The sequence below is a fragment of the Neobacillus sp. CF12 genome (assembly GCF_030348765.1).
Classification (GTDB): Bacteria; Bacillota; Bacilli; order Bacillales; family Cytobacillaceae; genus Neobacillus.
In genome coordinates, this window is sequence record NZ_JAUCEU010000007.1 from 4784892 (window position 1) to 4811618 (window position 26727).

Sequence of the window (26727 nt, forward strand, 5' to 3'; positions counted from 1 at the left end):
TATTTTTTTATTGTTCAAAGAAACTTGTGTGTTAAAATTTCCATTGACTATGGTATTGAAGGCTCTTATTATTATTACGTTACTATAATAATTATTCACATTGAAATGTGTTCAATACAACAATATGCAAACAGCAATAGGGGGTTATCTCTTGGGGACTTCAAATAAATTAGGTTTTTGGGTATTAACGGCACTTGTCGTTGGAAATATGGTTGGCTCGGGTATATTTATGCTTCCACGCTCATTGTCTGAGGCTGCAAGCCCAGGTGGAGTTTTGTTAGCATGGCTTTTTACAGGTATTGGTGTAATGATGATTGCACTTGTTTTCGGTAACTTAGCCATTCGGAAACCCAATTTAACGGGTGGTCCGCAAATCTATGCAAAAGAACTGTTTAAACCAGGATCTCAAAGTTCAGTCCTTTCAGGATTTATGGCGTCATGGGGTTACTGGATTGGGAATGTAGCTGGAAATGTTGCGATTATTACCACCTTTGCAGGTTATTTATCAACTTTCTTTCCTGTCTTAACTAGTCAAGCGGACTGGTTTACGATTGGCGGGTTTACATTAAAAGTTGGTAATGGGTTAACCTTCATTGTTTGTACCCTTCTATTATGGGGTACGCATTTCATTATTTTACGCGGATTAGAGAGTGCTGGTAAATTAAATTTTGCCGCAACAGCAGCAAAGGTGACTGGATTTTTACTTTTTATCATCGTCGGACTTTTTGCTTTCGATAAAACAAATATAGTACCAATGGTTGAAACTAGATTAGGTGATTCAGGTCAAACATTTGGTTTAATGTCACAGGTTAACAATGCAGCATTAGTAACATTATGGGCATTCTGCGGATTAGAGTCAGCCGTTGTATTTGCCTCACGTGCCAAGCGAAAAATCGATGTAAAACGTGCCACGATTGTTGGACTATTTATCGCTCTTGGCATCTACATTGGAATCAGCACCCTCGTAATGGGGATGTTGGATCAAAATACGCTCATCAATTCGGAAAAGCCATTAATCGATGCGATTCAAACCGTACTAGGACCGGTTGGAGGAAAAATATTAGCTGCTATTGGTTTAGTCAGCCTATTTGGTTCAACCATTGGCTGGGTAATGTTAAGTGCGGAAGTGCCATATCAAGCTGCAAAACAAGGATTATTCTTACCCGCCTTCTTAAAGGAAAACAAAAAAGGACTACCGATATTTTCACTCATTTTAACAAATGGAATCGCCCAGGTTTTTATTTTTTCAACTGTATCAAAATCAATTTCAGGTGCATTTGATTTTATTATCATTATTGCAACGTTAGCCTATTTAGTACCTTATTTTATTGCATCGGTGTATCAATTGAAATTGGTGATTAAGGGAGAAACCTATCTTAACACCAAGTCGAGAGTTATCGACGGAATTATTGCATTAGTTGCTACTATCTATTCAGTTTGGGTAATCATTTCAGGGACTTCTGATCTTAAGACCTTTATATTAGGGATTGTCCTCCTAACAAGTGGGATCTTCTTTTATGGGTCGCTTAAGAAGAGTCATGCGAAAGATAAAGAACAAAAAGAACTATTATCTGCATAATGTTTGTAAACACCTGTCAATTCTGGCAGGTGTTTTACATTTTAATTTATAAAATAGGAAATGATAACTTTGTAGGTATTTATCTAGGACTTAATTAGGAGGTTACTGTAGTGAAGAAATTAGTTATTGTTTTTGCACTTTTACTAAGCATTCTTTTGCTTTTGTCTGCTTGTGGTAAAGATGAGGCAAAGGAAGATAAAAAAGATAATAACAAAACTGCTGAAAAAGCAGATGAACAAGATTTACTGGCAAAGGTCAAGGATGATGGAAAACTGCTAATTGGGACGGAAGGTACATACGCTCCATTTACTTTTCATGATGAAAGTGGAAATCTGACTGGATTTGATGTCGAAATTGCTACTGAAGTGGCAAAACGGTTAGGTGTAGACCCTGAGTTTAAAGAAACCCAGTGGGATGCTATTTTTGCCGGACTTGATGCCAAACGTTTTGATATGATTGCCAACCAGGTAGGAATTCGCCCAGATCGCCAAGAAAAATACGATTTTTCTGATCCTTATATCAAATCTGCTGCTGTCTTGATTACACACAAGGATAATGACAAGATCAAGGCATTTGAAGACATAAAAGGCTTAAACGCAGCACAATCATTAACAAGTAACTATGGAGATATGGCTAAAAAGTATGGGGCCAATCTAGTTGGGGTAGAAGGTTTTACTCAAAGCGTTGAACTTCTCGCATCCAAACGAGTTGACGTTACCATTAACGACCGAATTTCGTATCTAGATTATACAAAACAAAGGCCTGATGCACCGATTAAGGTTGTTGCTACAAGTGAAGAGGCATCGGCAAGCGGGCTTATGTTCAGAAAAGACAGTGATACTCTTGTCACTGAAGTGAATAAGGCTTTGTCCGCAATGATTGAAGATGGCACATACACAAAAATCTCAGAGAAATGGTTTGGTGAAGATGTACTTAAATAGTATTTTTGCTGATCCAGAGAGAACGGCCCGTTTAATGGATATTGCACAAAGTTCCTTTCTGCCCCTTCTGAAAGGGGCTATTTTTAATACTATTCCATTAACACTGATTTCATTTGTCATTGGATTAGCTTTAGCGATACTAACAGCAATGGCTCGTATTTCTCATGTGAAGGTTTTCCATATGATTGCGGGAGTTTATGTTTCAGTAATTCGGGGAACTCCTCTATTGGTACAGTTATTTATCATTTTTTATGGCCTTCCCACTATAGGGATCATTATCGATTCCTATATCGCTGCAGTGATAGGCTTTTCTCTTAGTGTAGGAGCATATGCATCCGAAATTATTCGAGCGGCGATTCTCTCGATAGCGAAAGGACAGTGGGAAGCAGGCTACTCAATTGGTATGAGTTATTCTCAAGTTTTGCGAAGAATTATCCTGCCACAGGCAGCACGGGTTTCCCTGCCGCCACTCTCCAATTCGTTTATTAGTCTTGTAAAAGATACTTCCCTTGCATCTCTAGTACTTGTTTCCGAGATGTTCCGTAAAGCCCAAGAAATTGCTGCGAGCAATTATGAATTCTTATTGGTTTATTCTGAAGCAGCGTTGATCTATTGGGTCATTTGCTTTATCCTTTCCGTTATCCAGCAGATGATGGAAAAGAAACTGGATAGGTATGTTTAAAAGGAGGGAGGGTGTTTTCGATGATTTCAATTCAAGGACTTTATAAGCAATTTGGTAAATTAGAGGTTTTAAAAGGTATTGATCTCGAAGTTAGCAAAGGAAAAGTGGTTGTGGTTATTGGTCCATCTGGCTCAGGGAAAACGACAATGCTACGGTGTTTAAATATATTGGAAACACCATCCAATGGTGTTATTAGCATTGAAGGCAATATTTTAGATTTTTCCCAGGGGGTACCGAAAAAAAGAATTGCAGAATTTCGCCGATTAACTGGTATGGTGTTTCAAAGTTACAACCTCTTCCCTCATAAAACAGCCCTCGAGAATGTGATGGAGGGCCCAATCATTGTAAAAAAAGAGAGTAAAGATGCTGCACGAAATAGGGCTCGAGGTTTATTAGAAAAGGTTGGTCTAGGAGATAAAATCGATTTTTATCCTGCCCAACTCTCTGGTGGGCAGCAGCAAAGGGTAGGGATTGCCAGAGCATTGGCGATGGATCCAAAGGTTATGCTCTTTGATGAACCGACATCAGCTCTAGACCCTGAACTGGTGGGGGAAGTCCTAAAAGTAATGAAGGACCTCGCGACCGAAGGGATGACGATGATTGTCGTTACACACGAAATGCGCTTTGCCCGAGAGGCTGCGGATGAGGTTATTTTTATGGACCAAGGTGTAGTAGTAGAGAGGGACAAACCAGAAACGATCTTTACCAATCCAAAAGAAGAGCGAACAAGGAAATTTTTAAATATGATTCAGTAAGTGCTATGGCAAATGTCATAGCACTTTTTTTATTATTTAGGTAAAATATTAGTAGGAATTGTGAAACTTTTCCATTATTTAACCGTATTAAAGTTACATACATAACGAAGGGAGTGGTGCAAATGGAAGTATTCAATCTGCCATTAGAGACGATTTATTTGTATGGATTAATTGGTTCGGGTATTTTGACGATTTTGTATGTATTCTTTGCAGATGTTGTCCATTTTGACGGACCAGATTTTCTTAATCCAGTGATTATCCTGGCTTTTGTAACTCTTTTTTCAGCAAGCGGGTATTTATTTGAAAAGCTTTCTGCGATTCATTACTTGGCGATCGTAGGAATATCAGCAATTATAGCTTTTATCCTGGTTACTTTTTTAAATGTTTTTGTCCTTGTCCCATTATCGAATGCTGAAGAATCACTTGTATACAAAGAAAGTGATTTAAGAGGCAGAATCGGAACGGTAATAACAGCGATTCCTACTGATGGTTATGGTGAAGTAATGATTGAAAGTATTAGTGGAAGAATTGCGAAATCAGCGACAAGCTTCGATCGTGTTCAGATTGCGAATGGCACGAAGGTGCTTGTGGTTGATATAAAAGATGGGGTCCTTCAAGTTTCATCCCATCAAGAGATAGAGAATTATTTACTATAGGGAGGTTAGCTAGTTGGAATTAGGTTTTTGGATTGTTATTGGGATTGTTGCGTTTATATTAATTGCTTTGATTGGTGTTTTTATTACGAAGTATCGAACAGCGGGGCCAGATGAGGCGCTGATTGTTACGGGCAGTTTCTTAGGAAACGGAAATGTTCATGTGGATGAATCAGGTAATAAAATAAAGATTATCCGCGGTGGCGGTAGCTTCATCCTTCCAGTGTTTCAACAAGCAAAGCCACTAAGCTTATTATCTAGTAAACTTGAGGTAACAACACCTGAAGTATATACAGAGCAAGGTGTACCGGTCATGGCAGATGGTGTTGCGATTATAAAAATTGGCGGCTCCATTAGTGAAATTGCCACTGCAGCAGAACAGTTCCTTGGTAAAGCCAAGGATGATAGAGAAAATGAAGCGAAGGAAGTTCTTGAGGGTCACTTGCGTTCCATCCTTGGTTCTATGACGGTGGAAGAAATTTATAAAAACCGTGATAAATTCTCCCAAGAAGTTCAACGAGTTGCTTCACAGGACTTGGCGAAAATGGGATTAGTCATCGTTTCCTTTACAATTAGGGATGTTCGCGATAAAAATGGATACCTGGATTCCCTTGGTAAACCGCGTATTGCCCAAGTGAAACGTGATGCGGATATTGCTACAGCAGAGGCAGACAAAGAGACGAGAATAAAAAAAGCCGAAGCAGCGAAAGAAGCCAAACGTTCCGAATTAGAGCGTGCAACTGAAATCGCAGAGGCAGAGAAAGTGAATCAACTAAAGGTTGCCGAGTTCCGTCGTGAACAAGATAGTGCTAAAGCACGGGCTGACATGGCATATGAATTGGAAAGTGCAAGGGCGAAGCAGGAAGTAACAGAGCAGGAAATGCAAGTTAAAATTATCGAAAGACAGAAACAAATTGAATTAGAAGAAAAAGAAATATTACGTCGAGAACGTCAATATGATTCTGAAGTCAAGAAAAAGGCGGATGCGGATAGATACTCGGTTGAGCAGGCAGCTGCAGCGAATAAAGCAAAACAAATTGCTGAGGCGGAAGCGAATAAATATCGTATTGAAGCAATGGCAAAGGCGGAAGCAGAACGAGTTCGTCTAGATGGTTTGTCCAAAGCAGAAGCGCAAAAGGCACAAGGTACGGCAGAAGCAGAAATTATTCGCCTAAAAGGTTTGGCAGAAGCAGAAGCGAAAGAAAAGATTGCAGAAGCGTTTGAACAATTCGGTCAAGCCGCAATCTTAGATATGATCATCAAAATGCTTCCTGAATATGCGAAGCAGGTGGCAAGCCCGCTTGCTAATATCGATAAGATTACCGTGGTAGACACCGGTGGTTCTGGAGAGAATGGCGGCGCCAATAAGATTACTGGTTATGCTACAAATCTAATGGCAACACTTCAGGAATCATTAAAGGCTTCCAGTGGAATTGATGTTAAAGAACTCATCGAGAACTATTCTGGAAAAGGAAATGTAAAACGAAGTATTGAGGAACTGACAGATACCCTGAAAAAGCCAGAATAAAACACGAAAAATCCTTATCTAACAATGATAAGGATTTTTCTATGCAAAAAAAATTAGGGCCCCTACGTGGGAACCCATATGTAAAAAAGAGAGATTAAATTTGGGAGAGCAAGATGGTTAATACCATGTATTAACCTTAGAGAGGAAGTACCTCTTTCATTGCTACAGGTACATCTTATCGAGAAATATTGTAGATGTTATGAAGAACTTGTGATGAATTTGTGAAGATGAAAAAAGCGAATCCCCAACATGATATATTATAGTTAAGGGGAGTGAGAACGATGAAAATATTACTAGTTGATGATGAGAAAAGAATCCTAGAAGTCCTCGAAGCCTACCTCGAAAGAGAAGGCTATGAAATTCATTGTGCAGATAATGGAATAGATGCCTTAAAAAAGGCGAAAACAATAAATCCAGATTTAATTATTTTAGATCTAATGCTTCCGGATATTTCCGGTGAAGAGGTATGCCGTTTAGTTAGAAAAGAATCGGATGTTCCGATTCTGATGCTGACCGCTAAGTCTGCGGAAGATGACCGCATTAACGGGATTGTCATGGGGGCAGACGATTATTTAACGAAGCCATTTAGCCCGCGGGAAGTAGTGGTGCGGGTACAAGCAATCCTTAGAAGAGTCAAGAAAACAGAGAAGGTTGAACGAATCGAATTCAATAACAAACAACTGGCGATTGACTTAAGCAAAAAAGAAGTGACCGTTAAAGGGCAGGATGTTATTTTGACACCAATTGAATATAAACTGCTCACCAATATGGCACTCAATCCTGGAAGAGTATATAGTCGGATGGACTTACTCGAAAAAATTCAGGATGAAGGAATGTATTATGAAGGCTACGAGCGCAGTGTCGATACGCATATTAAAAACCTTCGGAAAAAAATCGAATTGGATTCAAGGCAGCCAACGTTTATTCTCACCGTATTTGGAATGGGTTATAAATTCGGAGGGGTGCTAGATGTTTCAAACACTGCGGTCTAGAATCCTCTTTTATTTATTGATTAGTTCGATGATCGGCATCCTCTTTGTCAGTTTTTTTATGCAATGGGGATTTGAAGGGAGTTTTAAGAATTATCTAGATCGTAACCGAGATAAGAATATTGATAGAATTATTACAGAAATAGAAAAGGGTTATCAGAAGAATGGACATTTTACTAGGGACCCGGTTTTTGGTTTCCTCCACGAGCATGCGATGACCGATCAGCTTTATTTCGATTTGTATGATAATCGTGGTCAATTGCAAATGGGGACCTCTAATATTGTTGGGTACTTGAATAGCCTGGGGTTGACCGAACCAGAACCCAATGACGAGGAGTGGCATTCTGCTTCCTATACCCTGAAAGCAGACAATAAAGTGATTGGGAAACTTGTGGCGATTTACCCAATAGGATTAATTGATGATGAGTACAATTTTTTACAAACGATTCAGTTATACATTTATGCGGCTGTGTGTTTAACCATCCTGTTATCGATTCTATTTAGTATGTTATTTTCAAAAAAACTAACCTCGGGATTAAACAAGGTTTCCTTTGCAGCGAATGAACTGCAGCAGCATAATCTTTCTATCCGGATTCCTTTATCAGGATTACCCACTGAGGTAAAGCATCTGGCAATTTCCTTTAATAATTTAGCAGAATCATTGGCAAAAGGTGAAATGTTAAGAAAACAATTTACGGGTGATTTAGCCCATGAACTCCGTACACCACTTGCCACATTAAGAAGCCAAATTGAAGCATACCAAGATGGGATTTGGGAGCCAACCCCAGCTCGCTTACAATCAAGTCATGAAGAGTTGATGAGACTGGTTCGATTAGTGAATGAACTAGAGAAGTTACTCGCAGCTGAAAATCCACAAATTAGATTGGATAAGGTAGAGGTAGAAGCAGGAACTGTTTTATCCGCGTTATGGGAAATCTTTGTACCATTGTTCAAACAAAAGGGTGTTCACCTTCATATCGAAGAGCCTGATAAGGGGCTTCTTTTCCCGGCAGATAAGGACCGCTTAATGCAAATTCTTTCTAATGTCTTGAACAATGCCCTAAAGTATACACCTGTAGGAAAGAATGTAACGATATCTGTTTTAACTGAAAAGGAAGGATATGTGGGCTTCAAAATCGAGGACGAGGGCTCTGGTATGGCAGAGGAAGATATTCCGCATATATTTGAGCGCTTTTACCGCGGCGACAAATCGCGTGATCGAAAAACAGGAGGCGCTGGAATTGGCCTTTCCATTGTAAAAGCATTAATGGAAGCACATAAAGGGGTCATTAAAGTAAAAAGTAGAAAAAACAAGGGAACAAGCATTATCTTATGGTTTCCTGAAGAAGACGATTAAAAAAGAGCCGCTATCTCATGAGGGATAGCGGCTTTTGATTGTTAGAGTGTAAGGGATAGAATTTCTTCCATTCATTTAGGAAAGGAGAAGTCGCTGAATTGGGGTGTTCAAGGACTCTCTGGGTTGGTCCATACTGCTTGATTTCTCCGTTTACGATAATCGCAAGAGTGCTTGTTAGGTAATTGATTTCCATCAGGTCATGACTAACGAAGGCGGTTGTTGTTCCCGAACCTTCAATGATTCCTTTAAAGTCATCCATCAATTTTATTTTTGTTGGAAAATCTAATGCTGAAAAAGGTTCATCAAGAAAAAGTATTTCTGGCTCAACAATCATAGCCCTTGCAAGGGTTACCCGCTGTGCCTCACCGCCTGAAAGGAAATGGGCATTTTTTTTTGCCAAATGACTGATTTGAAACTGCTCCATCCATAAAGTTACCTTTTCTTTAATCATTGCTTTGGGAACCTTTCTGAGCTTTAAACCAATTGCAATATTTTGAAAAACAGAGCCTTCTAACAGTAACGATTGCTGTAGGGCGACTGAGAATTTCCTCCGCAGTTCAAGTGAGGGAGTTCCATTTGGAACGGCTTGCCCGCGGTAGAGAATCTCACCACCACTAATACTGTCAAGCATGGCAATTACTTTAAGTAAGGTGCTTTTACCAGCACCATTGGGTCCCATGATTCCGAGAAATTCACCCTCTTGAATCTGAAAATGAGGGATGGCTAGAATACTTTTTTGATGTGCTTGATAGCGAATGTTTTTAAGCTCAATCAATGGATTCATGATACTCGCTTCCTTTGCTGTAACAGTGTTAAAGCTGCTGTGATCAATAGTGCAACCGTTAATAAGATAAAGGATATCGCAAGGGCTACATCAAAGTTCCCTTTTGATACTTCCATGACAATAGATGTTGTGAGAATTCGTGTATCTCCTTGAATATTTCCGCCTACCATCTGTGCTGCACCAACTTCAGCGATGACACGGCCAAAGCCTGCCATGATGGCAGCGACAATGGCAATTTTCGTTTGTTTTAGAAGAAGTGCTATCGTTTGAATTTTCGTAGCTCCGAGGGCCTTGATTTGCAAAAGCATTTTATCATTGATTTGTTGAAAAGCAGAGCTTGTTAAACCGGTTACGATTGGCAAGGAAACAAGAACTTGAGCCATGACAATTGCCGTTGGGGAATAGAGCAATTGTAAATGTCCCAGCGGACCAGAACGCCACAATAGCATGGAAATCCATAACCCCGCAACCACCGGGGGTAAGCCCATCCCAATATTAATGAAAACTAGGATTAGCTTCCTGCCCTTAAATCTTGTTAAGCCAAGAAACATTCCAAGCGGCAAGCCAATGATGGAACTAATTAGGATGGCCATAAAGCAAACTCTCAACGTCAACCAGGTTATTTCGAGAATCTCTCTATCACCGGTAAGGATCATTTCTACCGCTTTTTTTAACCCATCGAAAATTAGTTCCATCTTGGCTTACATCCTTCCGCTTCTATTCGGTGTATTTAAAGAATAATGATTGTCCGTAATCTTCCTTACCAAAACTTTCGATTACATCTTGCGTTTCACTACTAACCATAAAGTCTACAAACTTTTCTGCATCCTTACTGTTAACCATGTCATGTTTTTCAGGATTTACCTGCATAACATGGTAAATATTCATTAAGTCTTTGCCGCCTTCAACGACGATTTGGAGGTTTGTTAAATTTTTCTCTTGTGCTAACCATGTAGCACGGTCTGTAAGAATATAGCCATCTTTTTCGTTTGCAATTTGTAAGGATGCGCCCATTCCTTGACCTGTTGAAATATAGGTATCTCCTGTCGGCTGGATACCGGCAGCTGTCCAGATAGCTAGTTCTTTTTTATGGGTTCCAGAGTCATCGCCGCGAGTTACAAAATTCGCTTTTACCTCAGTGATTTTTTGAAATGCTGCGTTAATATCCTCTCCGCTAACACCTGCTGGATTATCTTTTGGTCCTACTAAAATGAAATCATTGTACATCACACGTTTGCGATTGACTGCATCACCACTTGTAACAAGCTCTTCCTCTGATTTAGGTGCATGAACCAAAAGGACATCTGCCTCACCTTTTGTCCCCATTTCTAATGCTTGTCCTGTCCCAACAGCTATGGTTTTTACTTTTACATTGTTTTCTTTTTCAAAGATTGGAAGCAACTCATCTAATAGACCAGTATCCTGAGTGCTGGTGGTTGTGGCAAGGATTAGTTCCGTAGGTTCAGATTTTTCCTCTTTCGCGTTAGCTTGATCACTTTTGGTGTTGCCACAAGCTGATAAAATAAGAAGCATGAATACAAATAGCATAGCAAAAAAACGATTTTTTAACATGGTATTTCCTCCGCTTTACTAGTTTGATAGATTACCGTTCCTAAATCTTTAATATCATAGCCTTCTAAATCCGTTAAACTGCTTTTGAATTCAGGTGACTGCAAGTAATGAATTAAGGTTGTAAGTTTCTGCTTGTTCTCATTTGTAAATCGGAACACAAGGTCAAACTGTTCCTTGGCAACAGGGATGAAATCAAGGCCTAAATGACTGGCAGCAGATTGAATTCCGAAAGCGACATCTGCCATACCTCTGCTAATATGAGAAGCGGTAGAAAGATGGTTCCACTCTTCATTGCTGTAACCATTTATTTTAACTGGATCAATTCCATTTCTTGAAAGAATAGAATCTAATAGAAATCTTGTTCCAGCACCTTTTTGGCGATTAACAAACTGTATATCTTTTCTGGTAAGATCCTGGAAGTCTGTAATGTTTTTTGGATTACCCTTCGCTACGATGAAGCCTTGTTCCCTTGAGACAAAGCGAACAACAGAAATGGATTCATAAACAAAAAGTTGATGAATAAAAGGTAAATTGTATTCTTGCGACGATGGATCTAACAGATGGACTGCTGCGATATCGGTTTGACCACGATACAGCATCATTAATCCTTCAAGGCTGCCTATGTAAGTTGGCTGAATTTGTATTTGTAAGTCTTTAGATGTTTGTTTTACATAATGCTCTACTAGAAAGTCATGACTACCAGAGAGACGTATTGGTAAAGATGCATGTGTATCTGGTTGTTCCATCTGAGTTTTTTTTGCTGGTGCTTTTGTGCTTTCCTTATATCGTTCAATCTCGGAGTGTTCGATTCTCATTTTGTTTCCGACTTTAAAAGCCTGTAAATCACCCCGCTTAATGAGTTCATAAACGGTATGTTTTGAGATTTGGAACAATTGAGCTACTTCATCAGGTGTGTATGCTTTTCCATCCATCGGATATGACTCCTCTCTGTTTGCGAAAACTAAATATAATACAAATATACAACGATTTGTGTGATTTTTGTTGAGTTTCGTTAAGTTTTGTTTAGTTTTATATAGAATTGTCACGTTTTGTTCAATGAAATCGAAAACGTTCACACTATTTTCAAAAACGTCACCGATTGTTCATCAGTGAACAAAGAAGTTTGTTGTACTATATTGATAGATGAAAAATAATAACTAAAAGGGATGGGGATTAGATGTCAAAACTTCTATACATTACCGTAAACCCAAAAAATGATATAAAGCTTTCGAAGGGTATGCAGCTTGGTGAGGCTTTTTTAGAAGAGTTTAAAAAACAGAAGCCTGAAGTAGAAATTGAACACATGCATTTATATAATATGGATATCCCTCAAATTGATATGGATTTGCTATATGCTCGCGCGAAGTTATCTTTCATGGGAAAAACCTTTGATGAACTTACAGAGGGTGAACAAAAACAAATTACCGCTATGCACGCTTTAGCTGATCGTTTTATTGCAGCTGATTATTATGTATTTGTTACACCAATTTGGAACTTTGGCTCACCAGCCATTTTAAAAGCTTTCCTTGATAACTTATTTATCGTGAACAAAACCTTCGTTAATACACACGAAGGAGCAAAAGGATTGCTTACGAACCGTAAAGCACTTCATATCCAAACGCGCGGCGGAATATACTCAGCGGGCCCGATGGTTGAATTTGAATTCGGTGATCGTTTCCTAACAAAAGTTTTAGGATTTTTAGGAATGGAAGTAATGCCTACCGTTTTTGCCGAAGGTATGGATCACTTCCCGAAACAAGTACCTGAAATTATGGCAAAAGCAAAAGAACAAGCTATCGAAGCAGCAAGAGAAATGGCAAAAGAAACCGTTACCGTATAATAACAAACAAAAATGCGACTCGAAAATCGAGCCGCATTTTTTTATGAAGATTTTCAATTTGATAAAATTAAGAAATGAGCACAAGCCTTTTAGAATTCCTGAACATATAGTGTTTAACAAAGTGAACAAACATTGGGAATTGGAGGATTTGTATTTTGAAATTAATGAATGAGATGGGTGTTCCCTGGGGAGGTAGGAAACAAAATAGCAAAGACATAACACCTTTAGATTTTACTGAAATCCAAAAAAGGTCTTTGTATATTGGCGTTAACGTTGGATCTAGTTATCACAATGAAACAGATTGTGCTGTACTCCTGTATAAAGATCGAACAAATTGGAAATTGAAAACAAATGTAAATGAGGATGCCTTTGAATTTTTGTATAATAATATTAAATTTTTTTCGAAAAATAGATATAAAAATGCAGATAGTACTTTTTTAAAGGAGTATCTCATTTTTACAATTAGCGCTTGTTTAAGTTCTCCAATAAAACCAGAGTATACTATTCGTGATATCGATGTTGAAAGAAATAATGGAAATAATATAAATCAAAGATGGGAATCAGAAAGTTATCATAAGATAAGTGATTGGCTAAATCATTTTCCGATATCGGGAGCATCTAAGAGAGTTTATTTAGAAACTTGCCCTAAAAGTAATTTTCCTTTTGACATACAGGAAATGAGAACCACAGAAAAGGAGAAGTCATTCTTAGTGGATGCATTAAAAAAAATCAATGAAGTTCCAGTATCTATCCTAAATATACAAGGATGGAATGAGGAGCATTTTAAGAATGAATATTTTCGAAATGCCTTTGTTTCGATGTTAGTCTCAATTTCTTATACGAGATGGAAGTCAATAGATAAATCAGGAAAGCATGACTTCTTAAAAATAATTGCGGATCATGATGGTCTATCCTGGCTTCTTGATCATGAATCACTTAATTAATGAGACTCTAAATTTGGAAAAGCCTCTTTCAGATGAAAGAGGCTAAATGTTGTTCATAAAATTTATACGGTTAATCTCCATTACCGTTTGAACTCAGGATCTTCATAAGGGTGAGCAACCCATCCTGAAGAATCGATAAACAAGCGAACGGCCACAACCTGGCGGTTTTCCATTAAAGTAAAGAAATGCGGGGTGTTTACAGGAACAGAAATTACATCTCCCGGGGACAATTCTACATCAAAATACCCGTCTTCACCCTTGATCGTGAAAATCCCATTTCCTGCAGTAATAGCACGTACTTCATCCTCGGTATGCACATGTACCTTTTCAAACTTTTTTAAAAGCTCATCCAAGTTTGGAGTAGCATCTGACAATGCAATAACGTCCCATTCCTTATAGCTGCGTCGATTTGCAAGGGATCTAATTTCGTCATCAAAAGTACTTAGAATTTCTTCTTTCTCCTCATTTGAAAGTATGAAATGATTACGCAGTTTATCAGGTAGTTTGTCCATATCCCAATGTTCATAAAGGACACCATGTTTATCTAAAAAGCTTGTAACCTCTTGTTCTTTTGTTAATCTTTCATTCGTATTACGAATGCGAATATTCGCCATAGAAAAACTCTCCTTGTTAATGATTTATTTAAATTTTTTTAGGAAATACATATTCATTTGGTATTCAAAAAGAAATTCAAATGCTTCTAAATGGCGTTTAGCAGTAAAATTACTATCGCCCCAAACATATATGCCATGGTTGCGGATTAATACCCCTGGAACCTCCGGTTGGATAACCTTAATGATTTCTTCAGCTAATTTTGGAATGGAAGAATAATTTTCTACTATTGGTATCGTTATTGATGCATCTTCTTTCCAAATATCAAAAGCTTTTATAATTTCGTGGTTCATGAAGGTAACTTTTCCTTGATCAGCATAAAGATCCGAAATAAGGTTATTAGGAATCGTATGGACATGAAAAACAGCTTGACAATTAGGGATTTGTTGATAAATAGAGGTGTGAATTAAAGTTTCTGCAGAAGGTTTTAAGTTACTGGGAAGTACAAGGCTTCCATCCATATTAACTAAAATATAATCCTCAGGAGTATGAATAGACTTGTCTTTACCACTAGAGGTTATAGCAATAATTGACTGACTTTTCTCTAATGGGGGACCTTTGACTCGAACAGATAAGTTCCCGCTCGTTGCCGGAAACCAGCCTTTTTTCGATAATGCTTCTTTCACGGTTTGTAAAGTTTTAAAGGCATTTTGAATGGCTTCAAGGTTAATTTTTTCCATTTTCTGTTATAGGTTTCACCTCCTCTAACTGTTTTAAAATATTTATTACATCGTAAAATGACACGAATTCTTTATAAGGAAGAGAATGCTCTTGGCATTTCTGTAAAAGAAAATCTCTTGCAATTACAAGGTCAGCCATTTTGGCTACGGCCCAATCTGTAATACTATCTCCAATGACAACTTTTATATTATCGATACTCGAATGGGAACGAAGAATACTTGGTTTACACATTCCGCAATCATTGCTGCATAGTGAATCACATGAATAAGGCCAAAGAATTTGAATTTGGTTTCTGCTAAAATCACTCGAATTACAATATATATTTTGTTTTTGTATAGAATAGCGTGACAAAATTGGGAAAACGAAAAAGTCTATACCTCCACTAGTAATCAGAAGACGAATATTATGCTCCTGACAATATTGAATAAACTGATCAAAACCAGGTCGAATATTTGCTTGCTTAATAGCGTAATTAGTGATTTCTTCTCGATAGGAGTTAGGTAATAGCGAAAACAAGTGTCCTACACCTTTACGAATACTGATTCTCCCAGCTAAAATATCATCCTTGATTGTTTCCCACCCAGGTGGATTATAATACTTCATAATATTAATGATGTTGTCATTTTCGGTGATTGTTCCATCAAAATCGCAAAAAATAATCATTTTTTTGAAGGCTTCCACTGTTATTGAGCACCCCATTTGTGGATTGCCGAACGAAGTTCAGCTGAGTTTTCGGCTGCTTTCGCAAGCGTTTGACCTGAAATAGTTGCTCGAATCGCATCCGTAAATGCTTTTCCTCCAGCTGTTGTGCCTTGGGGGTGGCCATGAATTCCTCCACCTGCATTAATAATGATGTTATCACCAAAATCTCGAATTATTGATGGAACAAGACCAGGATGGATTCCCGCTGAAGGTGTTGGAAAAGTTGGAAGATGAATACTGTTTGGGGATTGTAGTTGATAGGCTAAATCGAGCGCTTCATCTTTAGGCATTGCAACAGAACCGTAAGGAGAAGGAAAAAGAACAATGTCAGCACCTGAAAGCCGCATTAATTTCCCTAAAAGTAATGGAGCAGACAGCCCATAGTAAGGTGATGGATAAAACGAACCAGTAAAAGCAGGATGGGCAATAATCGGAACATTTACATCAGGATCGGCGGAAATTCGGTGGAGGACATCAAATCCATAGGGAATCACATTTAGTAACAAACAAGATGCTCCTGCTTTAGAAAATTGTTTTGCTTTTTCAACTAGTTGAGTAACGGGTCCAGTTAGGTTTACTGCATATAATACCTTTTTTCCGGTATGTTCCTGTTGCTGTTGATTATATTTTTCAAATACGGCTATTCGCTTTAGAGCGGGTGCATAATCATCATGAAAGAAAATCTCATCATCTTTTACAAGGTCAACTTGTCCATCAACTTGGTTTTGATACTCTATTTCTAGTTCGTGAAGAGGAAGACCGATACATTGTTTAAAAATGCTCATTAGTAAGGGACGGTTATGAACTCCTATCATTCTTCTGATTCCATCTATTCCAAAGCGGGGTCCTGGAAATTTCGAAAGTAGAGAATCTGGAAGCTGTAAATCCATTAATTTAATCTGGCCGTCCATTGAAAGTTTGCCAAAAACAGTTGTGAGGATAGAGGGAATATCTGGATTCATATTAATAAGGGGATATCCGATCATTAACAATGCCTTAGGACTTTCATCTGACTTGTGATTGAGCACTTTTACTTCGATTACTTTACCTAAATGTGGTATCATCTGTTCTTTTTTTGCCTTTGGAAGATCTGTCCACGTTCCAACCGTAAGTCCTACAGCGATCTCTTGTGCCTTTTTGTAAAAATTATGATGTCCATGAACTAAATAGGTAGCAACCACATATTCATGGTCTGTTGTCATAAACATTTCACCTCCTATATTTAGATAGAAGAAAACATTAAAAAATTGATAGTTTAGAAATCCGCTGCATAGCTTCTCGAATACGATCCTCTTCAGCAAGCAATCCTAATCGAACATACCCCTCACCATGTTTTCCAAATCCAATTCCTGGTGCAACAACTACCTTTGCTTTCTCTAATAAGGTATCGGCAAATTCGCTTGATGTGTACCCTTTTGGAACTGGCAGCCAGGCAAAGAACGATCCTTTTGGAAGCGGAGCATTCCAACCAAGCTTTTTGAGTTCTTCAAACAAGGCATTTCGTCTTAATTCATAAGTACCAACAAGTTTACGAACACATTCTTGTGATGATGTTAAAGCTGTAATGGCTGCATCTTGAATTCCGCCAAACAAGCTAACAAAATAGTGATCTTGAAATTCATTGATTAATTGAATCAGCTCATGGTTACCAAGAGCGAATCCGACGCGCCATCCAGCCATATTATAGGTTTTTGATAGTGTATAAAATTCGATGCCAACATCCTTAGCACCCGGACGGGATAAAAAACTGATCGGTCTGTGCCCATCAAAGCCGATTGCTCCATAGGCAAAATCGTGAGCAATCACAATATTGTTTTTTTCGGCAAAGCGAATAGCTTCATCAAAGAAGGAATTTGTCGCACAAGCTCCTGTCGGATTTGATGGATAATTTAGAAACATTAATTTGGCGTGTCTACACTGGTTAGCTGTTATTTTAGAAAAATCCGGGAAACATCCATTGGAATAATCTAGTGGCATCTGAACCATTTCAGCACCCGCAATAGCAATTCCAGACCAATAATCAGGATATCCTGGGTCAGGAACGAGTGCAATATCACCTGGATTCAGTAATATTTGTGAAATTTCTACGAGTCCGGTTTTTGTGCCAAATAAAATAGCAACTTCCTTTTTTGGATCCAACGTAACTCCATATTCGGTTCGATACCAAGTACAAATCGCTTCCTTCAATTCAGTCTTGCCTGTAAACGGTGGATATTTATGGTTTATAGGGTTTAGTGCAGCATTTTGTAACGATTGAACAATATGAGGTGGGGTAGGCAGGTCTGGGTTGCCTTGTCCAAGATTAATAACATCATACCCTGAAGCTATAAAACCATTCACTTTCCCAACTAATGTAGAGAAAAACTGAGTAGGAAGACGATCCATTTGGTTAGATGCTTTGATGATAAAATTGTTATTTTTCATAATTAATCACCCCCCTTTAGAAAATAACATATGATGAAATAAACATTTTAGTGAGTAAACTGAAAAAAACAAATGTTTGTCCACTATTTAAACCCTCAATGTTATTAACCTACATTAGATCAACATGTACGGCTTCAATATCAAGATTATGTACTATATTTAGTGGAAAAATTTGGACAATCTTTGAAAAAGAAAATGTAAATTCGGGAGATGGGATAATATGGATAAAAAACAAAGTCACCTTTTTACATCAGAATCAGTTACTGAAGGTCATCCAGATAAAATGTGTGATCAAATTTCTGATGCTATATTAGATGCCATTTTTGAAAAAGATCCAAATGCGCGTGTTGCATGTGAAACTTCAGTTAGTTCAGATTTAATTGTTTTATCTGGAGAGATTACTACGAACGCATCTGTTGATTTCTTAAAAATAGTAAGAGACACGATTCGAAATATTGGGTATACAAGCTCAGAGTTTGGACTTGATGCTGATACTTGTAAGATTTTAATAGCGCTGAACAAGCAATCCTCTGATATAGCAATGGGAGTCAATCAAGCGCTAGAAGCCCGTGAAGGTTTAATGACGGAGGATGAAATAGACCAAATTGGTGCAGGTGACCAAGGGCTTATGTTTGGATTTGCTTGCAATGAAACGGATGAATTAATGCCATTGCCAATTTACCTGTCCCATAAGCTTGCAAGGCGTTTAGCTGAAGTTCGAAAGTATGGCTTGGTTGAGTATTTACGTCCGGATGGGAAAGTACAGGTGACTGTGGAATACGAAAATGCAAAGCCTGTTCGAATTGACACCATTATTATATCGGCACAACATAAACCTAAAGTTGAGTTAGAACAAATAAAAAAAGATTTGCATAGATATGTCATTTCTTACGTGGTACCACCAGAATTGATTGATGAGAGCACAAAATATTATATAAATCCAACGGGTCGATTTGTGATTGGTGGACCAAAGGGTGATGCAGGGTTAACAGGGCGTAAAATTATCGTTGATACGTATGGCGGATTTTCCCGCCACGGGGGCGGTGCTTTTTCGGGAAAGGACCCAACTAAGGTTGACCGTTCTGCAGCCTATGCTGCACGTTATGTAGCTAAAAATATTGTTGCAGCAGGCATTGCAGATAAATGTGAAATTCAATTGGCTTACTCAATTGGAGTAGCTGCGCCTGTTTCAATAGCTGTTGAAACGTTTGGAACAGGGAAAATAGAAGAGCCGGGGATTGTACAACTTATACGAAAATATTTTGACCTTCGCCCTGCAGGGATCATTCGAATGCTAAATCTTAGGCAGCCTATTTATTTTCAAACTGCTTGCTATGGGCACTTTGGAAGAACTGATGTCCAATTGCCTTGGGAAAACACGGATAAAGCAGAAATGTTAAAAAAGCAGGCAGAGAAAATATCTAAACAGGCATGAGGCAATTTAAAGTTAATATTATAAAAGAAGAGCACTCTCAAGAGAGTGCTCTCCCATTTTTATTCATATTGCATCAGTGTTAATACATCATAGCCGTTTAATTTTTTTTTGCCTTCTAGGTAGGACAGTTCGATTAGAAAAGCGATTCCTGCGACAATTCCGCCTAACTTTTCGACTAGTTTAATCGTAGCTTCGATTGTCCCGCCCGTTGCAAGTAAGTCATCCGTAATAAGCACGCGCTGTCCCGGCTTGATCGCATCCTTATGGATGGTTAGGACATCCTTGCCATATTCCAATCCGTAGTTTACTTTAATCGTATCACGAGGAAGTTTCCCTTCTTTACGGACAGGGGCGAAACCTACTCCTAACGAATAAGAAACCGGGCAGCCGATAATAAAACCGCGTGCTTCTGGCCCAACAACCAGTTCAATTTGCTTTTCTTTGGCATAATTTACGATTTGGTCTGTGGCATACTTATATGCTTCACCATTGGCCATTAACGTAGTAATATCTAAAAATTTTATTCCAGGCTTTGGCCAGTCGGGAACAGTTGTAATATATTTCATTAAGTCCATTCTTTTAATCCCTCCTTATTTTCAAGCGACTCTTGAATATGTGATTAAACTATTTCTTAAATACTCAACGGAAGAAAACAGCAAATCATTTTCGAAATCATATCCTTGTCCCTCTATAATTTATGTTATGATACGTTTCATAAAATAACTTGTTCTCTTGTCCCTAGAATTTCCCTGTAAACTGGAAAAATAACACCGCAAAGCCTAGCACCCAGACATAAATAGCAAACGGTTTTAACGAATGTTTCTTTAAGAATCCAATCATCCACTTTACTGCAAAATAGCCAAATAGGGCAGAGGATAGGATACCAACTAACAAGGCAGATAGCGAAATTTCTTCTCCTGTGCCACCAAATAAGTCCAAGGATTGAAGTACGACTGCTCCTGCGATAGCTGGTGTAGATAATAGAAAAGAAAAATAGGCTGCTGTTTCGCGGTCTAACTTTCTCCATAGTGCAGCGACAATCGTAAATCCAGAGCGAGAAATCGCGGGAAGAATGGCAGCTGCTTGAAAAGATCCGATAATCAAGGCATCGGTATAACTAATATCATCCATCTTTTTATAGCCATTTTTTGCTGAATCCGCTAGCCAGAGGAATACACCGGTAACTAAAAATTCCCAGCCAATGGTTACCCCAGTTCTCGATATTTCCTCAAGATAGTCTTTAAAAAGAAGTCCGATTACGACAGCGGGAAGTGTTCCTACAATTAACAAGAAGGTAAGTTTACTAAAGGGGTTTTTAATAATCTTAACAAACTCGTCCTTATAGAAAACAAACACAGCCAGCAAGGTACCAAGATGTAACATGGTATCAAGCAATAAACCAGCCTCTTGTAATCCAAATAAGTTCCGCCCTAAATATAAATGGCCTGTACTGCTAATTGGTAAAAATTCAGTTAATCCTTGAATAATTCCTAATATGAGTGCCTCTAATTTACTTAACATCTTAACCCTCACTTTCTGCACCATAACAGCCTGTACATAGTATAGATATGCACGACCATCCGCAAATAACCAATAATTTTTTTAAATATTACCAAGGCAAAAATAGTGCAAAAGGGGCGGAATCTCCCATAAAATAGAAGTAAGTATTTTGGAGAGGAGCTGCACATTTGAAAAATAACCATCTACATTTCAATACCTCAATCGGTGTTAAGAAACCAGAAAATATCAGAAATAAACAGCAAGCATGCCCTTTTTGTGTACGAGAAGAGTTGACGGACCTTATTGAAGTGGATGGACCTATCATACTTTTGAAAAATAAATATCCTGTTTTAGAAAATGCCTACCAAACTGTACTAATCGAAACAGATGATTGTCATGGTGAATTATCAACCTATGACCTTCCTTTTCTACATAGACTCTTACAGTTTGCGATAAGAAATTGGCTGGAGATGGATAAAACGGGTAAATATGAATCGGTCATTTTTTACAAAAATCATGGTCCATTGTCAGGAGGGACCTTAGCTCATCCTCATATGCAGATTATTGGATTAAATGATATTAACTATAAGGAAAATATAACGGAAGAGGTGTTTGAGGGTATTCTGATCGAAGAGAAGGATGGAGTCAGATTTACTCTATCAACAAAGCCTAAGGTAGGCTTTTATGAGTTTAATATTGACATGGAAGATTCCAGTTACAATGAAACCTTTGGTATCAATCTTCAAAAGGCCGTGCATTATATTCTCTATCACTTTCCTTTTAAGGCAGGCAGTTATAATCTATTCTTTCATCATTATAATAGAAGAATTTATGTAAAAATTGTTCCCAGGTTCGTGACGACTCCGCTTTATATCGGCTACGGAATCCCACAGGTACCCAATAATTTACATTGGATGGCAGATGATTTCAAAAGTAAATATTTCGAAAACAAGGGAAGCGCCTAATTAGGCGCTTCCAATTTTTATTTATATGTAATTTAACCCATTCTCGGTTTATAAGTTGTACTTTGTTCTTTAAAAAAATATAATGAGATAATGTACAAGTTCCTTTTTGAGAAATTTGACATAAAGGAGTGTGAAAAATGACATCGACTAAAAATACAACTTCAAAACTTGATTATAGTCTGGTTTTCATCTTAATTTTATTATTTCTGGCTAGCTGTCTATCCATTTACAGTGCGCAGGCAAGCGGTCAATATGACAGTAACTTCCTTATAAAGCAAATTATCTTTTATGGAATTGGGTGTGGAATTATTGCCGCCGTTATTAGGCTTGATTCCGACCAGTTAAAGAAATTAACTTGGTATGCTTATGGTGTAGGAATATTTCTACTTGTTTTTTTAATGATAGCACCAGAAAGCATTGCCCCGGTGATCAATGGAGCAAAGAACTGGTTTAAGGTACCTGGAATTGGCTCACTCCAGCCCTCTGAGTTTGTCAAAATCTTTATTATCTTAGCGTTAGCAAAAGTAATTGAGGATCATCACCAAAAGAACCCAGTTAAAACGATTTCCTCTGATTTTTGGCTGCTAATAAAGCTTGGCGTCGTCACGATGGTTCCCTTAGCGCTTATTATTAAGCAAGACTTAGGGACTTCGCTCGTATTTTTAGCAATCCTTTTAGGGATGATTTTTATTTCCGGTATAACATGGAAACTATTAGTACCAATCTTTTCAATTGGAACAGCACTTATTTCTGTCATTTTTTATTTTGTATTGTTGAAGCCAGAGATTCTTGAAAAATATTTAGGCGTGAAGCAGTATCAATTTAGCCGTATTTACTCTTGGCTGGATCCCTATAACTTTCAAAGTTCAGCAGGTTACCAATTGACACGATCACTCCTAGCGATTGGTTCTGGACAAACGGGTGGTAAGGGCTATGGGAATAGAGAAGTCTATTTACCTGAAAGCCATACCGATTTTATCTTTAGTGTCGTCGGTGAAGAGTATGGTTTTATTGGTGCAAGTGTGCTCGTTAGTTTATTTTTCTTGTTGATTTACCATATTACCAAGGTCGGCATGGAAACAAAGAACAATTTTTATACGTACATTTGTGTTGGAGTAATCAGTATGATTACCTTTCACGTCTTCCAAAATATCGGGATGACGATAGGTGTTTTACCGATTACAGGAATTCCACTGCCGTTCATTAGCTATGGAGGAAGCTCGTTGATGGGAAATATGCTCGGGTTGGGCTTAATCTTCTCGATTCGCTATCACTATAAAAAATACATGTTCTCAACAACGGCATAAGAATAGAATAAAAAAGAACGAGGTCATGGCAGCCTCGTTCTTTTCGCATTTTTTGATTTTATTTTTCTAGCATGATTTTTTCAAGATCATCCAGCATGATGTTTGCAGCTAAAACGCCGCCTGCTGTATTCCAAGTAGCATCACTAACTTCGTAGGCTTTTCCATTTTTCACGGCATTTAAATTTTTCCAAAGTGGATCATTTGTCCATTCTTTCGCTGTATCAAGGGCTGCTTGATCACCTTTTGGAGCATACGTGAAATAGAAAAGGATGTCACCGTCCATTTTCGGAATAACTTCTTTTCCAACCTCGATAGCAAGGTTACCCAGCTTATTATCAGGTGTAAAAAGTTCTGCCTGTTGCGAAGCTCGTTTTAGACCAACTTGATCAAAGATAATACCAGAGAAAGAATCGGTATAATAAATACGAGATTTTCCAGCCATAAAACGGACAACAGATACTTCTTGATTTACCTTATCACCAAGTTTCGCTTTCACGTCGGCAACGTGGTCATCAAAATCACTAAGTACCTCGTCCCCTTTTTCCTCTAGGTTTAATGCTTTTGCGTATAGTTTAAAGTTTTCTTTCCAATCACCTCTCAGGGTTTCGGAAAAAACAGTAGGAGCTATTGCGCTTAATTGGCTGTACACAGCTTCTTGACGAAGCTTGTTTCCGATAATTAAATCAGGTTTAAGCGTTGCGATTTTCTCTAAATTTACTTCACTTTCAACTCCAACAACCTCGACACCGTCCATATCCTTTGTGATGTGATTATACCACGGATCGCCAAGCCAAGATTGAACGGCACCCACTGGTTTTACTCCTAGTGCAAGTAAGGCTTCGGTTCCTTCATTTGTTAATATAACGACCTTTTTAGGCGTTTTTTCTAATGTCGTTGACCCCATTGCATGTTCTACCGTATAGCTAGTGTCTTCTGTTTTTGTGTCATCTTCATTTTGTGTGGCTGGTTTTTCTTCCGTGTTACCACAGGCAGCAAGAAGGAAAAGAGCAATTAATGAAATGACAGCAAATAAATGTTTAAAACCTTTCATCTTATGTAACCCCCAAATAATCTTATTGTTAATGATAATCATTTTCATTTACAAACTAATAATAAAACGATTTCACAAGCGTGTCAATCATGAAATTGAAAATGATTATCAAAATCAATAACAATTTTTTATAGCAGTTTTTTACAAATGAAAATGATTATCAACGCATTGACAGTTTTCCACTATTCCAATAGACTGATACATGAAAATACAGATACATAAAGACGAATTTTATATATTAGGGTAGAAGGGAATTAGGTTATGCTTCTAAAAAACACAGGCCAAAGGTGGGCGGGACTTTTTATTGCTATCTTTATATTGCTTCTCTTAATGGCAGCAAGTATTGTCTACGGGTATACAGATACCACATGGAAAATGGCTATAGATGCTTTAACGAATTTCGATGGATCTAATGAACATATTGTTATACAATCTGTTAGAATCCCACGTGCGTTTATTGCTGCAGCAGTGGGTGCAAGCTTAGCGATTTCAGGTGTCTTAATGCAGACTGTAACGAAAAATCCTCTTGCCTCCCCTGATATTTTTGGGGTAAACGCCGGGGCAGGAGTCGCCGTCGTCATTGCCGTTACGGTCTTTAGTGTGGGAAGCCTTCAACTATTTACCTGGTTATCCTTTGCTGGTGCAGCTGTGGCTGCAATAAGTGTCTATGCAATTGGGTCAGTCGGAAGAGAAGGGTTGACCCCGATGAAACTGACTCTAGCGGGTGCTGCAATGACAGCATTATTCGCCTCGTTTACACAAGGGATACTGGTCTTAAATGAAGCAGCCTTGGAGCAAGTATTATTTTGGCTTGCGGGATCAGTGGCAGGAAGAAGCCTTGATAATTTAATAGCTGTACTTCCTTATTTAATTGGAGGCTGGATCATTTCTTTGATCATAGCAACAAAAATGAATGTCCTATCTATGGGGGAGGATGTAGCCAAAGGTCTTGGATTGAATACAGCGCTATTAAAAATTACGATTGGAATAGTAGTAATCCTCCTTTCAGGCGGGGCAGTTGCTGTTGCAGGACCAATTGGATTTATTGGTATTGTCGTTCCACATCTTACCCGTTCGATTGTAGGAATTGACCATCGCTGGGTCATTCCTTTTTCCGGACTTCTTGGTGGAGTGCTTTTACTGGCTGCAGATATCGCCTCCAGATATATTTTAATGCCTCAGGAAGTCCCAGTCGGCGTTATGACGGCGATTATTGGAACCCCATTTTTCATTTATATTGCTAGAAAGGGGTTCAATGGGCGATGAGTAAATACAAAATTTTTAGAATCAAACAAGGGAAGATCTCTTATTTAATTGATAAAAAAGCATTATTTGTGTTTATCGGATTGTTACTTGGAACCGCTGCTGTTTTTGTTATTAGTACAGGGTTGGGAGAAATGAAGATAAGCCCTTTAAATGTATTGAAGGTATTTTTCGGCGGAGGGTCTGAAATGGAGGCCCTTGTCATTCAATCCTTCCGATTACCCAGAATCATTGTTGCTTTAATGGCTGGAATCGGACTGGCAGTTGCAGGGGGGATTTTGCAAGGAATGATACGAAACCCGCTGGCTTCGCCTGATATCTTAGGGATTACTGGAGGGGCATCGGTAGCGGTTGTAGGTTTTTTGGCAATTTTTAGTGATAAAAATCATGTATTAACGGTAAGTATTCACTGGCTGCCCTTAGCCGCCTTTATCGGTGCAGCAGTTGTGGCATTCCTCGTTTATATTTTGGCATGGAAAAATGGGGTTTCTCCCATTAGACTAATTTTAATCGGAATAGGTTTGATGAGCTTAACAAAAGCTTTGACAACTTTTATGATGGTTTTAGGTCCTATTTATCAAGCAAGCCAGGCAAACATATGGATTACGGGTACCGTCTATGGATCCACTTGGAAAAATGTAGGTGCTCTGGTTCCATGGATAATCATATTGATTACTATTGCATTCATCTATGCCAGGAATGTAAACATTCAGGAACTTGGTGATGAAGTAGCAACAGGCCTTGGTGGACGGGTGCAAAGACAACGCTTGGTATTGATGCTTTTGAGTACGGGTTTAGTTGGCGGCTCAGTAGCTTTCGCAGGAGGGATTGGTTTTGTAGGCTTAATGGCGCCGCATATGGCCAGGAGATTAGTGGGTTCTGCATTTGGAGCATTGCTCCCTGTATCAGCACTCCTCGGAGGTATTTTAGTAATGCTTGCGGATTTAGTCGGGCGAACATTATTTTCACCATTAGAAATTCCAGCGGGTGTCTTTACAGCAAGTATAGGGGCACCTTACTTTATCTATTTATTATTTAAAACGAGAAACACTTAGTTTTCACAAACAAGAAGCCATTTCATTGAAATGGTTTCTCTTTTTTTTACGCAGTTATATTTATTAAAAACACACTAGTGATTACGAATGAAAATGATTTTCATACTC

General features: G+C 38.4%; 27 protein-coding genes. 15 read left to right on the forward strand and 12 right to left on the reverse strand.

The genetic code is table 11. The features are described 5' to 3' along the window. Positions 1-151: 151 nt before the first annotated feature. The 8 genes from QUG14_RS22690 to QUG14_RS22725 all read left to right on the forward strand — a co-directional run bounded on the left by QUG14_RS22690 (position 152) and on the right by QUG14_RS22725 (position 8484). Entirely contained in the window at positions 152-1579 is a 1428-nt protein-coding gene (locus QUG14_RS22690; RefSeq protein WP_289342720.1) for an amino acid permease, read from the forward strand. A gap of 110 nt (positions 1580-1689) precedes the next feature. Then, a complete protein-coding gene (locus QUG14_RS22695; RefSeq protein WP_289342721.1) occupies positions 1690-2520 on the forward strand; it encodes an amino acid ABC transporter substrate-binding protein in 831 nt (276 codons plus the stop codon). After that, entirely contained in the window at positions 2507-3202 is a 696-nt protein-coding gene (locus tag QUG14_RS22700; protein ID WP_289342722.1) for an amino acid ABC transporter permease, read from the forward strand. The genes QUG14_RS22695 and QUG14_RS22700 overlap by 14 nt, the downstream gene beginning before the upstream one ends. A gap of 20 nt (positions 3203-3222) precedes the next feature. Beyond that, entirely contained in the window at positions 3223-3957 is a 735-nt protein-coding gene (locus tag QUG14_RS22705; RefSeq protein WP_289342723.1) for an amino acid ABC transporter ATP-binding protein, read from the forward strand. 122 nt (positions 3958-4079) lie between these two features. Next, positions 4080-4613 carry an NfeD family protein gene (locus QUG14_RS22710; RefSeq protein WP_289342724.1) on the forward strand — a complete coding sequence of 178 codons (534 nt, stop codon included), beginning with the start codon at positions 4080-4082 and terminating at the stop codon, positions 4611-4613. Positions 4614-4626: 13 nt separating this feature from the next. Continuing rightward, a complete protein-coding gene (locus QUG14_RS22715; protein WP_289342725.1) occupies positions 4627-6138 on the forward strand; it encodes a flotillin lipid rafts scaffold protein FloT in 1512 nt (503 codons plus the stop codon). 281 nt (positions 6139-6419) lie between these two features. Beyond that, the gene (locus tag QUG14_RS22720) at positions 6420-7130 is read left to right on the forward strand and encodes a response regulator transcription factor (protein ID WP_289342726.1); all 711 of its coding nucleotides are present in this window, start codon (positions 6420-6422) and stop codon (positions 7128-7130) included. Beyond that, a complete protein-coding gene (locus tag QUG14_RS22725; RefSeq protein ID WP_289342727.1) occupies positions 7108-8484 on the forward strand; it encodes a sensor histidine kinase in 1377 nt (458 codons plus the stop codon). The genes QUG14_RS22720 and QUG14_RS22725 overlap by 23 nt, the downstream gene beginning before the upstream one ends. A 10-nt stretch (positions 8485-8494) precedes the next feature. Here QUG14_RS22725 and QUG14_RS22730 read toward each other — a convergent pair whose 3' ends face one another. Genes QUG14_RS22730 through QUG14_RS22745 form a run of 4 tightly spaced genes read right to left on the reverse strand, consistent with a single transcriptional unit; the run spans position 8495 to position 11772 of the window. After that, complete coding sequence (locus tag QUG14_RS22730; protein WP_289342728.1) at positions 8495-9268, reverse strand: ABC transporter ATP-binding protein; 774 nt, start codon at positions 9266-9268, stop codon at positions 8495-8497. Then, a complete protein-coding gene (locus tag QUG14_RS22735) occupies positions 9265-9963 on the reverse strand; it encodes an ABC transporter permease (protein ID WP_289342729.1) in 699 nt (232 codons plus the stop codon). The genes QUG14_RS22730 and QUG14_RS22735 overlap by 4 nt, the downstream gene beginning before the upstream one ends. A gap of 22 nt (positions 9964-9985) precedes the next feature. Next, complete coding sequence (locus QUG14_RS22740; protein ID WP_289342730.1) at positions 9986-10840, reverse strand: ABC transporter substrate-binding protein; 855 nt, start codon at positions 10838-10840, stop codon at positions 9986-9988. Continuing rightward, on the reverse strand, positions 10834-11772 hold the full coding sequence (locus QUG14_RS22745) for a helix-turn-helix transcriptional regulator (protein ID WP_289342731.1): 939 nt from the start codon (positions 11770-11772) through the stop codon (positions 10834-10836). The genes QUG14_RS22740 and QUG14_RS22745 overlap by 7 nt, the downstream gene beginning before the upstream one ends. Positions 11773-12017: 245 nt before the next feature. Between QUG14_RS22745 and QUG14_RS22750 the strand changes: the two genes are divergently transcribed. After that, the gene (locus tag QUG14_RS22750; protein WP_289342732.1) at positions 12018-12680 is read left to right on the forward strand and encodes an FMN-dependent NADH-azoreductase; all 663 of its coding nucleotides are present in this window, start codon (positions 12018-12020) and stop codon (positions 12678-12680) included. Between the two features lie 155 nt (positions 12681-12835). Continuing rightward, on the forward strand, positions 12836-13624 hold the full coding sequence (locus tag QUG14_RS22755; protein WP_289342733.1) for a hypothetical protein: 789 nt from the start codon (positions 12836-12838) through the stop codon (positions 13622-13624). An 80-nt stretch (positions 13625-13704) separates the two neighbouring features. On the opposite strand, the gene QUG14_RS22760 is transcribed toward QUG14_RS22755, so the two are convergent. Genes QUG14_RS22760 through QUG14_RS22780 form a run of 5 tightly spaced genes read right to left on the reverse strand, consistent with a single transcriptional unit; the run spans position 13705 to position 18043 of the window. Then, positions 13705-14238 carry a 1,2-dihydroxy-3-keto-5-methylthiopentene dioxygenase gene (locus QUG14_RS22760; RefSeq protein WP_289342734.1) on the reverse strand — a complete coding sequence of 178 codons (534 nt, stop codon included), beginning with the start codon at positions 14236-14238 and terminating at the stop codon, positions 13705-13707. A gap of 24 nt (positions 14239-14262) precedes the next feature. Further along, positions 14263-14916, reverse strand: coding sequence for a methylthioribulose 1-phosphate dehydratase (locus QUG14_RS22765; protein WP_289342735.1), 654 nt, complete (start codon positions 14914-14916; stop codon positions 14263-14265). Beyond that, complete coding sequence (locus QUG14_RS22770; protein ID WP_289344212.1) at positions 14903-15580, reverse strand: 2-hydroxy-3-keto-5-methylthiopentenyl-1-phosphate phosphatase; 678 nt, start codon at positions 15578-15580, stop codon at positions 14903-14905. The genes QUG14_RS22765 and QUG14_RS22770 overlap by 14 nt, the downstream gene beginning before the upstream one ends. A gap of 20 nt (positions 15581-15600) precedes the next feature. Further along, entirely contained in the window at positions 15601-16821 is a 1221-nt protein-coding gene (locus tag QUG14_RS22775; RefSeq protein WP_289342736.1) for a 2,3-diketo-5-methylthiopentyl-1-phosphate enolase, read from the reverse strand. Between the two features lie 37 nt (positions 16822-16858). Further along, positions 16859-18043 (reverse strand): pyridoxal phosphate-dependent aminotransferase, encoded by a 1185-nt coding sequence (locus QUG14_RS22780; RefSeq protein WP_289342737.1) that lies wholly within the window; start codon positions 18041-18043, stop codon positions 16859-16861. Between the two features lie 220 nt (positions 18044-18263). Between QUG14_RS22780 and metK the strand changes: the two genes are divergently transcribed. After that, the gene (metK, locus tag QUG14_RS22785) at positions 18264-19478 is read left to right on the forward strand and encodes a methionine adenosyltransferase (protein ID WP_289342738.1); all 1215 of its coding nucleotides are present in this window, start codon (positions 18264-18266) and stop codon (positions 19476-19478) included. 59 nt (positions 19479-19537) lie between these two features. Here the strand turns inward: metK and QUG14_RS22790 are convergent, their stop codons facing one another. Together QUG14_RS22790 and QUG14_RS22795 are read right to left on the reverse strand one after the other, a co-directional pair. Further along, positions 19538-20053 carry an adenine phosphoribosyltransferase gene (locus QUG14_RS22790; protein WP_289342739.1) on the reverse strand — a complete coding sequence of 172 codons (516 nt, stop codon included), beginning with the start codon at positions 20051-20053 and terminating at the stop codon, positions 19538-19540. Between the two features lie 163 nt (positions 20054-20216). Beyond that, positions 20217-20999, reverse strand: a complete 783-nt coding sequence (locus tag QUG14_RS22795) for an undecaprenyl-diphosphate phosphatase (RefSeq protein ID WP_289342740.1) — start codon at positions 20997-20999, stop codon at positions 20217-20219. A gap of 167 nt (positions 21000-21166) precedes the next feature. Here QUG14_RS22795 and QUG14_RS22800 point away from each other — a divergent pair, with 167 nt between their 5' ends. Then, on the forward strand, positions 21167-21943 hold the full coding sequence (locus tag QUG14_RS22800) for a DUF4931 domain-containing protein (protein ID WP_289342741.1): 777 nt from the start codon (positions 21167-21169) through the stop codon (positions 21941-21943). Positions 21944-22080: 137 nt separating this feature from the next. Beyond that, entirely contained in the window at positions 22081-23250 is a 1170-nt protein-coding gene (locus QUG14_RS22805) for an FtsW/RodA/SpoVE family cell cycle protein (RefSeq protein WP_289342742.1), read from the forward strand. Positions 23251-23308: 58 nt separating this feature from the next. Here QUG14_RS22805 and QUG14_RS22810 read toward each other — a convergent pair whose 3' ends face one another. Next, positions 23309-24301: an ABC transporter substrate-binding protein gene (locus QUG14_RS22810; protein WP_289342743.1), complete on the reverse strand. Its 993-nt coding sequence runs from the start codon at positions 24299-24301 to the stop codon at positions 23309-23311. A 261-nt stretch (positions 24302-24562) separates the two neighbouring features. On the opposite strand from QUG14_RS22810, the gene QUG14_RS22815 reads away from it, so the two are divergent. Next, the gene (locus tag QUG14_RS22815; RefSeq protein WP_289342744.1) at positions 24563-25567 is read left to right on the forward strand and encodes a FecCD family ABC transporter permease; all 1005 of its coding nucleotides are present in this window, start codon (positions 24563-24565) and stop codon (positions 25565-25567) included. Then, positions 25564-26619 carry a FecCD family ABC transporter permease gene (locus QUG14_RS22820; RefSeq protein WP_289342745.1) on the forward strand — a complete coding sequence of 352 codons (1056 nt, stop codon included), beginning with the start codon at positions 25564-25566 and terminating at the stop codon, positions 26617-26619. Before QUG14_RS22815 ends, QUG14_RS22820 begins: the two co-directional genes overlap by 4 nt. Positions 26620-26727: the final 108 nt, after the last annotated feature.

Coding starts and splice junctions, on each gene's coding strand:
- QUG14_RS22700 (WP_289342722.1), top strand. CDS start 2,507: ATGTACTTAAATAGTATTTTTGCTGATCCAGAGAGAACGGCCCGTTTA.
- QUG14_RS22705 (WP_289342723.1), top strand. CDS start 3,223: ATGATTTCAATTCAAGGACTTTATAAGCAATTTGGTAAATTAGAGGTT.
- QUG14_RS22710 (WP_289342724.1), top strand. CDS start 4,080: ATGGAAGTATTCAATCTGCCATTAGAGACGATTTATTTGTATGGATTA.
- QUG14_RS22720 (WP_289342726.1), top strand. CDS start 6,420: ATGAAAATATTACTAGTTGATGATGAGAAAAGAATCCTAGAAGTCCTC.
- QUG14_RS22725 (WP_289342727.1), top strand. CDS start 7,108: ATGTTTCAAACACTGCGGTCTAGAATCCTCTTTTATTTATTGATTAGT.
- QUG14_RS22730 (WP_289342728.1), bottom strand. CDS start 9,268: ATGAATCCATTGATTGAGCTTAAAAACATTCGCTATCAAGCACATCAA.
- QUG14_RS22735 (WP_289342729.1), bottom strand. CDS start 9,963: ATGGAACTAATTTTCGATGGGTTAAAAAAAGCGGTAGAAATGATCCTT.
- QUG14_RS22740 (WP_289342730.1), bottom strand. CDS start 10,840: ATGTTAAAAAATCGTTTTTTTGCTATGCTATTTGTATTCATGCTTCTT.
- QUG14_RS22745 (WP_289342731.1), bottom strand. CDS start 11,772: ATGGATGGAAAAGCATACACACCTGATGAAGTAGCTCAATTGTTCCAA.
- QUG14_RS22750 (WP_289342732.1), top strand. CDS start 12,018: ATGTCAAAACTTCTATACATTACCGTAAACCCAAAAAATGATATAAAG.
- QUG14_RS22760 (WP_289342734.1), bottom strand. CDS start 14,238: ATGGCGAATATTCGCATTCGTAATACGAATGAAAGATTAACAAAAGAA.
- QUG14_RS22765 (WP_289342735.1), bottom strand. CDS start 14,916: ATGGAAAAAATTAACCTTGAAGCCATTCAAAATGCCTTTAAAACTTTA.
- QUG14_RS22770 (WP_289344212.1), bottom strand. CDS start 15,580: ATGATTATTTTTTGCGATTTTGATGGAACAATCACCGAAAATGACAAC.
- QUG14_RS22775 (WP_289342736.1), bottom strand. CDS start 16,821: ATGACAACAGACCATGAATATGTGGTTGCTACCTATTTAGTTCATGGA.
- QUG14_RS22780 (WP_289342737.1), bottom strand. CDS start 18,043: ATGAAAAATAACAATTTTATCATCAAAGCATCTAACCAAATGGATCGT.
- metK (WP_289342738.1), top strand. CDS start 18,264: ATGGATAAAAAACAAAGTCACCTTTTTACATCAGAATCAGTTACTGAA.
- QUG14_RS22790 (WP_289342739.1), bottom strand. CDS start 20,053: ATGGACTTAATGAAATATATTACAACTGTTCCCGACTGGCCAAAGCCT.
- QUG14_RS22795 (WP_289342740.1), bottom strand. CDS start 20,999: ATGTTAAGTAAATTAGAGGCACTCATATTAGGAATTATTCAAGGATTA.
- QUG14_RS22805 (WP_289342742.1), top strand. CDS start 22,081: ATGACATCGACTAAAAATACAACTTCAAAACTTGATTATAGTCTGGTT.
- QUG14_RS22810 (WP_289342743.1), bottom strand. CDS start 24,301: ATGAAAGGTTTTAAACATTTATTTGCTGTCATTTCATTAATTGCTCTT.
- QUG14_RS22815 (WP_289342744.1), top strand. CDS start 24,563: ATGCTTCTAAAAAACACAGGCCAAAGGTGGGCGGGACTTTTTATTGCT.
- QUG14_RS22820 (WP_289342745.1), top strand. CDS start 25,564: ATGAGTAAATACAAAATTTTTAGAATCAAACAAGGGAAGATCTCTTAT.